We start from the raw sequence: 12,035 nt of genomic DNA on the forward strand, positions 1-12,035 counted from the left end.
GCGCCGAACGTCAGGTAGATCGTGAGCCCGATGGCGAGCTCCATGCCCACCATGGTTGCGCGGTCGGACCGATGACGCAACGTTCAATCGTCCCGCGGGTTCAACCGATCTAGAACGCAGATGCGCCGATTGATCGTTGCCGCCGCCGCCACGCTGGTCGTCGCGGCCCCCGCCGAAGCCAAGACCCGCGCCAACTGGAACCTCGACCAGCAGGAGCGGGTCGCGGAGCAGGGCGTGCTCGGGCGCCTGGCCGACGGCCGCTTCCACGGCGAGCGCCCGCTCACCGGCGCCCAGCTCTCCAACGCGCTCACCGTCATCACGGGCGAGCCGGTCGCAGCGTCGTCCGCCGCCAAGCTCTCCGTCATCGCCTTCGACGCGCGCCTGGTCCGCGCGCTCGGCCTCGACGACGTCGCGCAGCACGTGCAGCGCACCGCCCGCGACGCCGGCCTGCGCCCGCCGCGCCACTTCGGCACCGAGGTCGTCGCCCGGTTCCTGGGCCTGCGGACGAACCACCCGTTCAAGGACGACGCGCTCGAGCTGTACCCGTGGGAGCCGATCACCCGCGCCGAGGCCGCGCACTCGCTGGACACGCTGCTGCGAATCGGCGACTGGGGCGCCGAGCACGCCCGCGCGCAGCTCTCGACGTTCAGCCTCCCGCGCTACGGCGCCCAGACGCGCAAGGCCCTGCGCGTCGCGGTGAGCAAGATCGGCATGCCGTACATCTGGGGCGGCGAGACCGACGCCAAGTCCTCCTACTGGGGCTATCAGGCGCACGGCGGCTACGACTGCTCGGGCTTCGTCTGGCGCGTGTTCAGGCTCTCCGGCCATCCCGCGGGCCGGCGCGTCGGCGGGCGCACGGCGGCCCAGCAGGCGGGGGAGATCCCCAAGGCCAAGCGCATCCGGCTCGACGCCGTCCGCGCCGGCGACCTCGTGTTCTTCGGGCGCGCGAGCTTCACCGCCAAGGCGACCGAAGCCGGCGTCGATCACGTCGGCATCGCCCTCAGCGACCGCTGGATGATCCACGCGTCCGGTCAGGGCGTCTACGTCTCCTCACTCGAGGAAGACTGGCGGCGCGATCGCTTCACCTGGGCCCGCCGGATCGTCAACCCGAAGTGACGCGGGTTTTCGGTGCGTTGAGCGCCGGGAACCCCTCGCTCCATCATGGAGCGACACCCTGAAGGCCTGAGCGAGCGCGAGCTCGCCGAGCAGGACGCCGCCGCCCTTCCCGACCGCGAGGCCATGTCGACGATCTCGCCCGACATCACGGGCTCGTTCGACAACTTCGCCATGCCGATCAACGAGGCGCTGGCGGTCAACAACAACTCGGTCTCCTCGGTCGCCGCGGCCGACGCGGACCAGACCGTGATCATCGGCCAGGTCGACCAGGAGGACCCGTCGTGAGCGAGAAGGGCCTGACCCCGGAGGAGATGGCCGCCGAGGACGCGACCGCGCTGCCGGACCGCGAAGCGATGTCCACGCTGCCGGCGATGCCGCCGATCCTCGACCTGGACGCGAACATCGACGCCGCGCTCGACCTCGCCGCGCCGGTCAACGCGAGCGTCGCCGCCAACGCCAACGCGGCGCTGCCGATCGACGCCGCGGCCTCGGCCAACGTCCTCTCCGAGGGCGCGCAGGCCGGCGCGAGCGCGACGCAGACGTCCGTCATCGGCCAGAGCCTCGAGGGCGAGGCCAACGCCACGTCCGACCAGGTGTCCGACATCGAGCAGGGAGAGCCGACCGATGGCTGATGAGCTGACCCCCGAGGAGCTCGAGGCGCAGAACGCCGCCTCGCTGCCCGACCGCGAGGCGATGTCGACGCTTCCGCCCTCGTTGCCCGGGAGCGAGGCGCTCGACCTCGCCGGGGCCGGCGGGCTGCTCGACCTCGACGTCAACGTGGACCTGAGCGCCGACGCCGCCGCCCCGGTGGGCGCGGCGGTCGCGGCCAACGCGAACGTCGCGGCGCCGATCGACGCCGCCGTCGCGGCCAACGTCGCCTCGCCGGACGCCACCGCCGCCGCGGCGGCGACCCAGAACTCCACCATCGTCCAGGACCTCGACGGCGTCGCGAACGCCGAGACGAACCAGGACTCGAACATCGGTCAGGGTGGCGACTAGGGCGCTTGCCGCCCTCGTGGCGGCGCTGATCTGCGCGGCGCCCGCGAGCGCCGCGCAGGCCCGCGACAACACGGCGACGGCCACGATCGAGACCGACGGCGGGCGCGACTTCGACTTCGCGTGGTCGCTGGATCGCCAGCGCGGCGGCGTCGTCGAGCACCGCAACGTCGCCCAGGCGGGCGCGCGCTGCAGCGACTGCCGCTCGACGGCGATCGCGTTCCAGATCGTCATCGTCGAGGGCCAGCCGGAGAAGTTCGCGCCGGTCAACCAGGCCGTCGCCGTCAACGACCAATGCACGCGCTGCGTCGTCTACGCGGGCGCGCGCCAGCTCGTCCGGGTGGTCGACAAGCCGGTGCGCTTCACCGCGAAGGGCCTGCTCACGCTCGCGTCGGTGCGGCATGAGCTGCGCAAGTTGGAGGATCAGGACCTGACCGTGGATCAGCTCGCGGACGCGCTCGAGGCCCAGGAGGCGCGGGCCCTCGACGTGCTGCAGAACGAGCTCGTTCCGCGCTCGGGCAAGTCGTGGAAGGTGCTGCGCTCCCGCGACCGCGGCGATGACGACAGCTGAGACCGTCCACCGGCCGCAGCCCGCGGAGGGCGTCGAGCTGATCGGCGTCTACGAGGGCTCGGGGTTCAAGGAGCCGCCGCACATCGTGCGGCGCTCCGACGGCCAGGTCATCCAGCTCACACAGCTCCTGTACCTGGTCGCCGAGGCTGTCGACGGCACGCGTACCTACGAGGACATCGCGGCCGTGGTGACCGAGGGCTACGGCCGGACGGTCAGCGCCGACAACGTCCAGTTCCTGGTCGAGAAGAAGCTGCGCCCGCTCGCCGTGCTGGCCGCGGCGGACGGGACCTCGCCGAAGCTCGAGAAGCGCGCGCCGCTGCTCGGCCTGAAGTTCCGGCGCGCGCTCGTGCCCGAAGGCCCGGTGCAGCGCGTCGCGGCCGTGTTCCGGCCGTTGTTCTGGCCGCCGGTGCTGCTGCTCGCGCTCGGCGCCGTGATCGCGCTCGACGTGTGGGTGTTCTTCGCCCACGGCGTCGCAGGCGGGTTCCGCGACGCGCTGTACTCGCCGCTGCTGCTGGTCGCCATGTTCGCGACGGTCGTGGTCGCGACCGCGTTCCACGAGATCGGGCACGCGTCGGCGTGCCGCTACGGCGGCGCGCGACCGGGCGTGCTCGGCGCGGGCGTGTACCTCGTCTGGCCGGCGTTCTACTGCGACGTCACCGACGCCTACCGCCTCAACCGCCCAGGCCGGCTGCGGACCGACCTCGGCGGCGTCTACTTCAACCTGCTGTTCGCGCTGGCGGCGGGCGCGGCGTTCGCCGTCACGCGCTGGGACCCGCTCGTGCTGGTGATCGTCGTCATGCACACGATCGCGTTCCAGCAGCTGCTGCCGCTGCTGCGCTTCGACGGCTACTACGTCGTCTCCGACCTCACCGGCGTGCCGGACATCCTGTCGCGCATCAAGCCGATCTTCGCCTCGCTCGTGCCGGGGCGGGAGGCGGACGCGCGCGTGCAGGAGCTCAAGCCGTGGGTGCGCGTGGTGGTGTCCGCGTACGTGCTCGCGCTCGTGCCGGTGCTGGCGTTCATGCTCGTGGTCGCGATCATGGGCGCGCCGCGGATGTTCGCCACGGCGTGGGACTCGCTCGGCCTCCAGCTCGACCGGTTGGGCGACGCCGACGGGCCGCTCGCGGTCGCGGCCGCCGTGCTGCAGGTGCTGGCGCTGGCGCTGCCGTGCGGGGCGATCGCGTTCAGCCTCGCCCGCGCCGGACGCCGGCTGCTGGCCAGGCCACGGGTCGCGACGGTGGTCGCGCTCGGCTTCAGCGCCTTTGCTGCCTACACGTGGTGGCCGAACGGCGACTACGAGCCGATCCGGCCGGGCGAGAGGGGCACCGTCGGCGAGGCGGTCGGCGGCGTGCGCGAGATCCCGGGCGGCCGGCCCTCTTACACGCCCGCGCGTGAGGCGCGCTACGGCGGCGTGCCGACCGAGCGCGAGGCGCGCGAGCCCGCGCCGACCCCGACCGCCACGCCCACGGCCACGGCCACCCCGACGGCGACGCCGGAGAAGACCGAGACGCCGACGCCGACGCCGACGCCGACCGAGACCGCGACGCCTGAGCCGACCGAGACGCCGACGGCCACGCCCGAGCCGACCGAGACGCCCGCGGTGGAGCCCCCCGCGACCGCCACGCCGACCCCCACGGAGACCCCGGTCGCGACGGCGACGGCCACCGCCACGCCCTAAGAACGTTTGACCTTTTGACGGTCCGGCAACAAAGCCACTGTTCCTTGACACAGGCCGCGGCCCACGAGCGGGCCGTGGAGGAGAGGTGAGGACATGGCGGGAACCGTGGGACGCGGAGCCGAGACCGAGAACACTCGGACAGGTGGGCGGTTCGACCGGGGGGAGGCGCCGGGGGAAGCCCTCTACGCCCCTGAGGTGCGCAGCGATGTGCTGCCGCCGATGGAGTACATGGACATGCCGGAGCCCTTGCCGCTGCGCAAGGTGCTCGGACCGAGCGTGATCCTCGCCGGGGTCGGCGTGGGCTCGGGCGAGTACATCCTGTGGCCCTACATCACGACCAACGTGGGCCTCGGCTTCCTCTGGCTGGCGGTCGTGGGCGTCACGTTGCAGTACTTCCTCAACATGGAGATCGAGCGCTACACGCTCGCCACGGGGGAGACCGCGATCGCCGGCTTCGCGCGCTACTGGAAGCCCTGGGGCCTGGTGTTCTGCGTGGGCGCGATCGTGCCCAACCTCTGGCCGGGCTGGGGCACCGCGGGCGCGACCACGTTCACCTATCTGGTCGGCGGCAACCCGACGACGATCGCGGTGATCGTCTGCATAGCCATCGGGGTGGCCTTGACCACCTCGCCGGTGGTCTACAAGGCGCTCGAGACCGCCGAGTTCTTCAAGGTCGGCCTGACGCTCGTGTTCCTCGCGGTCGCCGTCGTGGCCGCGATCGAGGTGTCGGCGTGGGGCGAGCTGCGCGAGAACGCCAACACGCTCGGCACGCTGCCGACCGGTGACGTCGCGATAGCGACGCTCCTCGCGGGTCTCGTGTTCGCGGGCGCGGGCGGCGCCAACAACCTCGTGCAGTCCAACTGGATCCGCGAGAAGGGCTTCGGCATGGGCAAGTACGTGCCCAAGATCGAGTCGCCGCTGACCGGCGAGCCGGAGCCGCAGCCCTCGACGGGGCACATGATCAAGCAGGACGAGGAGAACCTGAAGCGCTGGAAGGGCTGGTGGAAGGTCGCCAACAAGGAGCAGCTCGTCTCCTTCTGGGCGATCTGCCTCGCCTCGATCATCACGTTCTCCGTGCTGGCGTACTCGACCGTCGGCGTCGGCGCGAACCTGTCCGAGAGCCCCGACTTCGACTTCATCCTCGCCGAGGGCAACGCCCTCAAGGACGTCGTCGGCCCGTGGTTCGGCACGTTCTTCTGGATCTTCGGCACGATCTCGCTCGTGCTCGTGGCGCTCGGCGTGATCGACTACGTCGCGCGCCTCGTCGCCGACGTGCTCAAGACGCTGCACCTGCGTGACAACGAGAAGTGGAGCGAGTCCAAGATCTACACGTTCGTGGTGTGGGGCATGTGCACCGCCGGCGTGTGCGTGCTGCTGTCCGGCATGGACCAGCCGCTGGTCCTGCTCGTGCTCAGCGCCTGCCTGAACGGCATCGTGATGTTCGTCTACTCGTGCCTGCTGGTGAAGCTCAACCGCACCGGTCTGCCGAAGGCGATCCGCGTGGGCGGCGTGCGCCTGGGCGTGCTGCTGTTCTGCGTCGCGTTCTACGGCTTCTTCGCCGGCTGGTACGTCATCGTCCAGGTCGGGGAGCTGATGTGATGCTCGGACGCAGGCTGTTCGCCCGCTTTGTAGTGTTCGCCGCGACGTTCGCGGTGCTGTACGTCGCCGCGGCCGTCCTCGGCCTGCTGTCGACCTGAACCTTCGTCTGGACGATCGGCCGAGTTGACCTTCGGCCGATTCAAGTCAAGCTTGTCAGGACCAGGACGGGACCCGCATGGAGGCGCGGCAGCTTGTCAGCACGAAACAGCAGCACTAAGGCGATTTTGGTGGCGGTGCTCGCGCTCTGCGCGTGGCCGTCGATGGCGTCGGCGCAGTCCCGCCCGTGGGTGAGCGGGACCCCGTCCATCAGCGGGACCGCGCACATCGGCAAGACGCTGACCGCGAGCGGCGCCTCCGCCGGCGGCCCGCAGGGCGTGCTGATCGAGTACGTCTGGCTGCGCTGCGATCAGACGAGCACGTCGCCGGAACGCTGCGTGTGGCTCACCGACGACCTCGGCTCCACGTACACGGTCACCGCGAACGACAACAACAAGTACCTGCGCGTCGTGAAGGCCGCGGCGATGTGGTGGGACGTCGTGCGCGGGCTCGACTTCGACAAGATCGAGTACCGCTCGTCCGCCCCGACCGCCAAGGTCACGGCGGCGCCGACGCCCACGCCGACGCCGACCCGCACGCCGGTCCCCACGGCCACGCCGGTCAAGACGCCCGTCAAGACGCCGGTGCCGACGGCCACGCCGGTCAAGACGCCCGTCAAGACCCCGGTGCCGACGGCCACGCCCGTCAAGACGCCGAGCCCGGTCGTGACGGTCACGCCGGGCGGCGAGGTCCCCGGCACGCCGACGCCGACCCCGGCCCCGGACGCGCAGCCCACGCCGCAGCCGGACCCGCCGGCCGCGTCGCAGAGCACCGCTGCGGTCCCCGCCGCCGGCGGCGTGCTGGGCGCGACGGAGCGCGCGACCAGGATGATCAAGCCGTACCCGGTCGTGCGCATCAGCGGCCGCCTCACCACCGGCGGGGCGAACATCACGGTGCTGTCGGTGAAGGCGCCGAAGGGCGCGACCATCACGGTCACCTGCTCCGGCAAGGGTTGCCCGACCAAGTCGGTCGCGCGCGCCACCAAGCTGTTCCGGATCACGCAGTTCCAGCGCGTGCTGCCCGCGGGCATCAAGCTCCGGATCGCGATCTCCAAGCCCGGCTACATCACCAAGGTCTCGACGATCCAGATCCGCAAGGGCAAGGCGCCGCTGCGCACGGACCAGTGCCAGCAGCCGGGCGAGTCCAAGCTCACCCGCTGCCCGAAGGGAAAATGAAGGCGGGACATCCCCTCCGCCCCACCCCGATCATCTGACCTTAGGCGCGCTACTCCGTCGGGGGCTGGTCGATCCGGACCATGTTGCCGGAGGGGTCGCGGATGGCGAAGTCCCGCACGCCCCAGAACTGATCCGTCGGCTCCTGGATGATCTCCGCGCCGGCCGCGCGCACGCGCTCGAACGTCTCGTCCACGTTCGCGGTGGTGAAGTTCACGCCGTTGAGCGCGCCCTTGGCCACCAGCCCGGCGACCGCCTCTCGGTCGGCGGGCGAGCCGTCCAGGTAGTTGGTCAGCACGATGTTCACGCTCGGCTGCGAAGGAGCGCCGACCGTGATCCAGCGCGAGCCGTCGTTGGCGACGTCGTTGCGCACCTCGAGGCCGAGCGTGTCGCGGTAGAAGGCGAGCGCCTCGTCCGGGTCGTTGACGACGACGAAGCAGGTTGAAAGGGAGAGTTCCATGCCCGGGAGGCTAAGCCGCGACCGCCCGCTTGGCTTCTCCATTTCTGCTCCTGCCGTCAGGGAAGACCGGCAAGCGTCTTCGTGTTGCGTGCCGGGCGCGTGAGTTGCTTGGCGACGCACCCCGGCACCCGCACGAGCGCGCTGTGATCGCTCACCCGGTACGCCGACGGCGTCATCCCGACCAGCTCGGTGAAGCGCGCGCTGAACGAGCCCAGTGACGTACAGCCGACCGCGAAGCACACCTCGGTGACGCTCATGTCGCCGAGCCGCAGCAGCGACTTCGCCCGCTCGATCCGGCGCGTCATCAGGTACGAGTACGGCGTCTCGCCGTAGGTCTCCTTGAACTGGCGGCTGAAGTGCGCCGTCGACATCAGCGCGGTGCGCGCGAGCTTGGGGACGTCGAGCGGCTGCGCGTACTCACGGTCGATCTGGTCGCGGGCCCGGCGCAGATGAGCGAGGTTGGCGAGCTCCTCCGGGTTCACACCGCGAGCGTATCGCCGCAGAGCGTGGCGAGGATGTCGCGCGCGCGACGGCGGAAGAAGAAGTGCCCCTCGCCGGGGTCGAACCACGCGCGGCAGCGCGGCAGGCTGGCCACCAGGTGCAGCGCGTGGTCGGCGGGGACGAACGCGTCCGCCATCCCGTGCCAGACGTGCACCTCGCCGCGCACCTCGTCGAGCGGGAAACCCCACGGGCGCGAGGTCACCAGGTGGTCTTCGACCAGCCCGGCGACCCCGCCGCGCGCAGCGGTCAGGAAGGAGCTGTGCGCGTGGCTGTTGGTCGCGGCGTGGACGCGGTCCACGGGCGGCGCACCGACGGTCATCGCCCGCTGCAGGAGCACGGGGTGGCGCTGGACGAGCGCCACCGCCCGGTCGCCGAGCCGCGCCGTGAGCTTCGGCGCCGCCGCGAGCGCGCGCAGCGGGAGCCGGATCCGGCGTGGGAGGCCGGGTACGTCGACGGGCGCACACAGGGGCGAGAGCGAGGAGACGACCGCGGCGGCGGTGAGCCGGTCGTCGAACCCGTGCGCGCACGCGACCGCGTACGGGCCGCCCGCGGAGACGCCGACGACGCCGAAGCGGTCGATCCTGAGCGCGTCGGTGAGCTGCTCGAGGTCGCGGACGAAGTCCTGCAGGCAGCGGCCGGGATGCGCGGTCGACTCGCCGAACCCGGGACGCTGCGGCATCAGCAGGCGAATGCCCAGCTCCTCCAGCGCTTCCGCGAACTCGCCGTGGCAGTCGAGCGGGGCACCGAGCGCGCCGTGGATGTAGATCACGGCCTGACCGTCGAGCGGGCCGGCGTCGCCGAACGCGAGCCGACGGCCGTCCGCGAGGCGCACACTGGTGGTCGAGACACGCAGCTGGTTCACGGCAAATTCCCTGCAAATCACCCTAGTCCGTGACGCCCTCCGTGATGTTTTCAGTCGGTGACAACGCGCGCAGGGTTCGCACGAGCGCGGCGGCGAAGGCCTGCGGGCGCTCCATCATCGGGATGTGCCCGGTCCCGGGGACGCGCTGCACCGGCGCGCCCGGCCGCGCGGCCAGCAGCGTCTCGACCCCGCCCGACGGGATGATCCGGTCGCGCTCGCCCCAGATCGCGCCGACCGGCATCGGCAGCCGCGCGAGCCGCTCGCGCAGGTCCGCCGAGGCCGCCGCGCGCAGCGCGTCCGCGATCCGCTCCGCGCCGGCCGACGCGTGAAGCATCGCCCGCACCTCGGCGGGCGGGATCGAAGCCGGATCGGCGGTGCCGGGCGACATCAGCAACCGCCGGCCCCACTCGGTGTCGGCCAGCGGCGCCCCGAAGCGCCGGACCGGGATCGCCCGCTCGGCGGCCGCGCCCACCACCCGCGCGAGCGGCGCGGGCATACGCCGCAGCCCGGCGGGCGCGACCAGCACGAGTTTCCGCACCCGCTCGGGGTGGCGCTCGGCGAGCGCGATCACCAGCGACCCGCCGAGCGAGTGGCCGACCAGGTCGATCGGACCGTCGATGTGCGCGAGCCCTTCGGCGATCACGTCCGCGACCGCCTCGAGCTCGAACCCGGGCCCCGCGGGCGGCGACTCACCGAACCCGGGCACGTCGAGCGCCGTGATCTCGCGCCCGTCGCGCAGCAGCGGCACCACGCGCCGCCAGATCAACCGCGTCGTCGCGAGCCCGTGCACCAGGACGAGCGGCTCGCCGCTGCCGTGAGTGTCGAACGCGAGCAACGAAAAGAGGCGCCGACCGGAATCGAACCGGTGTACACGGCTTTGCAGGCCGCTGCCTAGCCACTCGACCACGGCGCCGGGGTAGGGCGGATGATCTTAGCCCGTCGGCGGGCGGACGCGGTTGCTACTCTGATCGCCCCGTACGGGCGATTAGCTCAGTTGGTTAGAGCGCACGCTTGACATGCGTGAGGTCACTGGTTCGAATCCAGTATCGCCCACTCGCGAGCCCGGCGGTGCGCTACCAGATCTCGATGCGCTCGCCCGGTGGCCGCATGATCGGCGCGTCGTCGGCCAATCCGAACGCCTCGCGAAACGCCTCGAGGTTCGAGACCGGGCCCAGGACCCGCAGGCTGCGCGGGCTGTGGGGGTCGATCCCGGCGAGCGTGCGCGTGTACTCGGGGCTGATGTTCGCGCGCCAGAGGGTGGCGTTGGACAGGAAGAAGCGCTGCGCCGGGGTGAGGCCGTCGACGGCGGGCGCACCGGCGGACACCCGGGCGTGGGCGCGCTGCGCGAGCGCGAGGCCGCCGAGGTCGGCGATGTTCTCGCCCAGCGTCAAACGGCCGTTGACGGGGAGGTCGCCGAGCACGGTGTAGGCGTCGAACTGGGCGACGAGGCGGTCGGCCAGCGCCTTGAAGCGCTCGGCGTCCTCGGGCGTCCACCACTCGCGCAGCGCGCCGTCCGCGTCGTAGCGGCGGCCCTGGTCGTCGAAGCCGTGCGTGACCTCGTGCGCGGTGACCATGCCGATGCCGCCGAAGTTGACGGCGTCGTCGGCCGCGGCGTCGAACAGCGGCGGCTGCAGGATCCCGGCGGGGACGACGATCTCGTTCAGTGACGGGTGGTAGTAGGCGTTGACGATGTGGGCGGGCATCTCCCACTCCTCGCGGTCGACCGGCTCGGTGAGCTTCGCCAGCTGGCGGTCGAGCTCGAAGCGGGTCGCCCGGAGCCGGTTGGCGGCGTAGGTCGTGCGCCCGAGTGACAGGCCGGACCAGTCGCGCGGCCGATCCGGGTAGCCGATCTTGACCCGCATGGCGTCGAGCTTGGCCTCGGCGCGCAGCTTGGTCTCGGCGCTCATCCAGTCCCGCGTCCGGATGGACGCGCGCATCTCCTCGAGGATCGCGGCGACCATCGCCGCGGCCCGCTCCTTGGCCTCGGGCGCGAAGTGGAGCGCGACGTAGCGCTGCGCGAGCGCCTCGCCGAGGTCCTCGCCGATCGCGTCGATCACCCGCTTGCCGCGCTCGTGCTGCTCCTGCTGGCCCCGGATCCGCCGGCCGTAGAACGCGAAGTCCTCGTCGTCGATGCGCTTGGGGAGCGCGTTGGCGACGGTCCGCACCACCGTGAACGCCAGGTAGGCGCCCAGCACCTCGGGATCGACCTCCGCCAGCACGCCGGGGAGCGCTTCCAGCAGCCGCGGATTCTCGACGTTCACGCTCTCCGCCGCGCCCGCGCCGATCGCGAGCAGATAGCCGGGCGCGTACTCCTCGACGTCGGCCGGCGTGCGGCGGTTGTGCGTGCGGTCGACGTCCCGGCGCTCCTCCGCCTTCAGGTGCAGCCCCGCGAGCCGGGTCTCGAACGCGAGCACGTCCGCCGCCCGCGCGGCGTCGAAGCCGACGTGGGCGAGCTGCGCCGCGATGTGCTCGACGTACGCCGCGCGCAGCGCGACGGCGTCGTCGGCGGGGTCGAAGTATCGCTCGCGGTCGCGCAGACCGAGCCCGGCCTGCACCAGCCACAGCAGGTAGCGGCCGGAATCGTCGTGGTCGACGGTCACGTACCAGCCGAACAGCGCGAAGATCCCGGCGCGGTGCAGCGCGGGCAACGCGGCCGCGGGATCGTCCTCGATCGCCCGCAGCAGCGGCGCGATCGGCTCCAATCCGGCGGCCTCGATCGCCTCCAGGTCCATGCCGGCGGCGAACGCGTCCCCGAGCAGCCCGTCGAGCGCGTCCGCGGGCGCCTCGGCGGCCCGCTCGAGCAGCTCGCGCAGCGCGAGCTCGTTGCGCCGGCCGACCTCCTCGAACGCGCCCCACGAGCCGTAGCCCGCAGGAATCGGGTTGGCGTCCAGCCAGCCGCCGTTGGCGAAGCGGTAGAAGTCGACGCCGGGATCAGCCGACGGGTCGCGATCGGAACCGAGCAGGGCCATGCCTCAAGGGTATGG

At 71.9% G+C, this 12,035-nt stretch carries 13 protein-coding genes and 2 tRNA genes; 9 read left to right on the plus strand and 6 right to left on the minus strand.

The genetic code is table 11. The features are described from left to right. Window positions 1-120 precede the first annotated feature (120 nt). The 8 genes from OJ962_RS21685 (at window position 121) to OJ962_RS21720 (ending at window position 7,231) form a co-directional block, all read left to right on the plus strand. Window positions 121-1,116 carry a C40 family peptidase gene (locus OJ962_RS21685; protein WP_202952506.1) on the plus strand — a complete coding sequence of 332 codons (996 nt, stop codon included), beginning with the start codon at window positions 121-123 and terminating at the stop codon, window positions 1,114-1,116. 45 nt (window positions 1,117-1,161) lie between these two features. Further along, window positions 1,162-1,401 carry a hypothetical protein gene (locus OJ962_RS21690; RefSeq protein WP_202952507.1) on the plus strand — a complete coding sequence of 80 codons (240 nt, stop codon included), beginning with the start codon at window positions 1,162-1,164 and terminating at the stop codon, window positions 1,399-1,401. Continuing rightward, window positions 1,398-1,748 carry a hypothetical protein gene (locus OJ962_RS21695; RefSeq protein ID WP_202952508.1) on the plus strand — a complete coding sequence of 117 codons (351 nt, stop codon included), beginning with the start codon at window positions 1,398-1,400 and terminating at the stop codon, window positions 1,746-1,748. The genes OJ962_RS21690 and OJ962_RS21695 overlap by 4 nt, the downstream gene beginning before the upstream one ends. Beyond that, complete coding sequence (locus OJ962_RS21700; RefSeq protein ID WP_202952509.1) at window positions 1,741-2,115, plus strand: hypothetical protein; 375 nt, start codon at window positions 1,741-1,743, stop codon at window positions 2,113-2,115. The genes OJ962_RS21695 and OJ962_RS21700 overlap by 8 nt, the downstream gene beginning before the upstream one ends. Then, a complete protein-coding gene (locus OJ962_RS21705) occupies window positions 2,105-2,683 on the plus strand; it encodes a hypothetical protein (protein ID WP_202952510.1) in 579 nt (192 codons plus the stop codon). The genes OJ962_RS21700 and OJ962_RS21705 overlap by 11 nt, the downstream gene beginning before the upstream one ends. Further along, window positions 2,670-4,361, plus strand: a complete 1,692-nt coding sequence (locus tag OJ962_RS21710; protein WP_202952511.1) for a hypothetical protein — start codon at window positions 2,670-2,672, stop codon at window positions 4,359-4,361. The genes OJ962_RS21705 and OJ962_RS21710 overlap by 14 nt, the downstream gene beginning before the upstream one ends. A gap of 195 nt (window positions 4,362-4,556) precedes the next feature. Further along, window positions 4,557-5,960 (plus strand): Nramp family divalent metal transporter, encoded by a 1,404-nt coding sequence (locus OJ962_RS21715; RefSeq protein WP_270006594.1) that lies wholly within the window; start codon window positions 4,557-4,559, stop codon window positions 5,958-5,960. A gap of 233 nt (window positions 5,961-6,193) precedes the next feature. Then, window positions 6,194-7,231: a hypothetical protein gene (locus tag OJ962_RS21720; RefSeq protein WP_270006595.1), complete on the plus strand. Its 1,038-nt coding sequence runs from the start codon at window positions 6,194-6,196 to the stop codon at window positions 7,229-7,231. Window positions 7,232-7,280: 49 nt separating this feature from the next. Here the strand turns inward: OJ962_RS21720 and OJ962_RS21725 are convergent, their stop codons facing one another. The 5 genes from OJ962_RS21725 to OJ962_RS21745 form a co-directional block, all read right to left on the minus strand. After that, complete coding sequence (locus tag OJ962_RS21725) at window positions 7,281-7,688, minus strand: VOC family protein (protein ID WP_202952514.1); 408 nt, start codon at window positions 7,686-7,688, stop codon at window positions 7,281-7,283. 56 nt (window positions 7,689-7,744) lie between these two features. Then, window positions 7,745-8,170, minus strand: a complete 426-nt coding sequence (locus OJ962_RS21730) for a helix-turn-helix transcriptional regulator (RefSeq protein WP_202952515.1) — start codon at window positions 8,168-8,170, stop codon at window positions 7,745-7,747. Beyond that, a complete protein-coding gene (locus OJ962_RS21735) occupies window positions 8,167-9,051 on the minus strand; it encodes an alpha/beta fold hydrolase (RefSeq protein ID WP_202952516.1) in 885 nt (294 codons plus the stop codon). Before OJ962_RS21735 ends, OJ962_RS21730 begins: the two co-directional genes overlap by 4 nt. 22 nt (window positions 9,052-9,073) lie before the next feature. Then, entirely contained in the window at window positions 9,074-9,886 is an 813-nt protein-coding gene (locus OJ962_RS21740; protein WP_202952517.1) for an alpha/beta fold hydrolase, read from the minus strand. A 7-nt stretch (window positions 9,887-9,893) separates the two neighbouring features. Then, window positions 9,894-9,964, minus strand: a tRNA-Cys gene (locus OJ962_RS21745). A gap of 66 nt (window positions 9,965-10,030) precedes the next feature. Here OJ962_RS21745 and OJ962_RS21750 point away from each other — a divergent pair. Next, window positions 10,031-10,104, plus strand: a tRNA-Val gene (locus tag OJ962_RS21750). Window positions 10,105-10,124: 20 nt separating this feature from the next. Here the strand turns inward: OJ962_RS21750 and OJ962_RS21755 are convergent. Beyond that, the gene (locus OJ962_RS21755; protein WP_202952518.1) at window positions 10,125-12,020 is read right to left on the minus strand and encodes a M13 family metallopeptidase; all 1,896 of its coding nucleotides are present in this window, start codon (window positions 12,018-12,020) and stop codon (window positions 10,125-10,127) included. Window positions 12,021-12,035: the final 15 nt, after the last annotated feature.

The sequence above is a fragment of the Solirubrobacter deserti genome, assembly GCF_027587175.1.
GTDB lineage: Bacteria > Actinomycetota > Thermoleophilia > Solirubrobacterales > Solirubrobacteraceae > Solirubrobacter > Solirubrobacter deserti.

Bases quoted from the DNA above. Each gene is read 5' to 3' on its own strand.
- OJ962_RS21685 (WP_202952506.1), top strand. From the start codon at position 121: ATGCGCCGATTGATCGTTGCCGCCGCCGCCACGCTGGTCGTCGCGGCC.
- OJ962_RS21690 (WP_202952507.1), top strand. From the start codon at position 1,162: ATGGAGCGACACCCTGAAGGCCTGAGCGAGCGCGAGCTCGCCGAGCAG.
- OJ962_RS21700 (WP_202952509.1), top strand. From the start codon at position 1,741: ATGGCTGATGAGCTGACCCCCGAGGAGCTCGAGGCGCAGAACGCCGCC.
- OJ962_RS21710 (WP_202952511.1), top strand. From the start codon at position 2,670: ATGACGACAGCTGAGACCGTCCACCGGCCGCAGCCCGCGGAGGGCGTC.
- OJ962_RS21725 (WP_202952514.1), bottom strand. From the start codon at position 7,688: ATGGAACTCTCCCTTTCAACCTGCTTCGTCGTCGTCAACGACCCGGAC.
- OJ962_RS21755 (WP_202952518.1), bottom strand. From the start codon at position 12,020: ATGGCCCTGCTCGGTTCCGATCGCGACCCGTCGGCTGATCCCGGCGTC.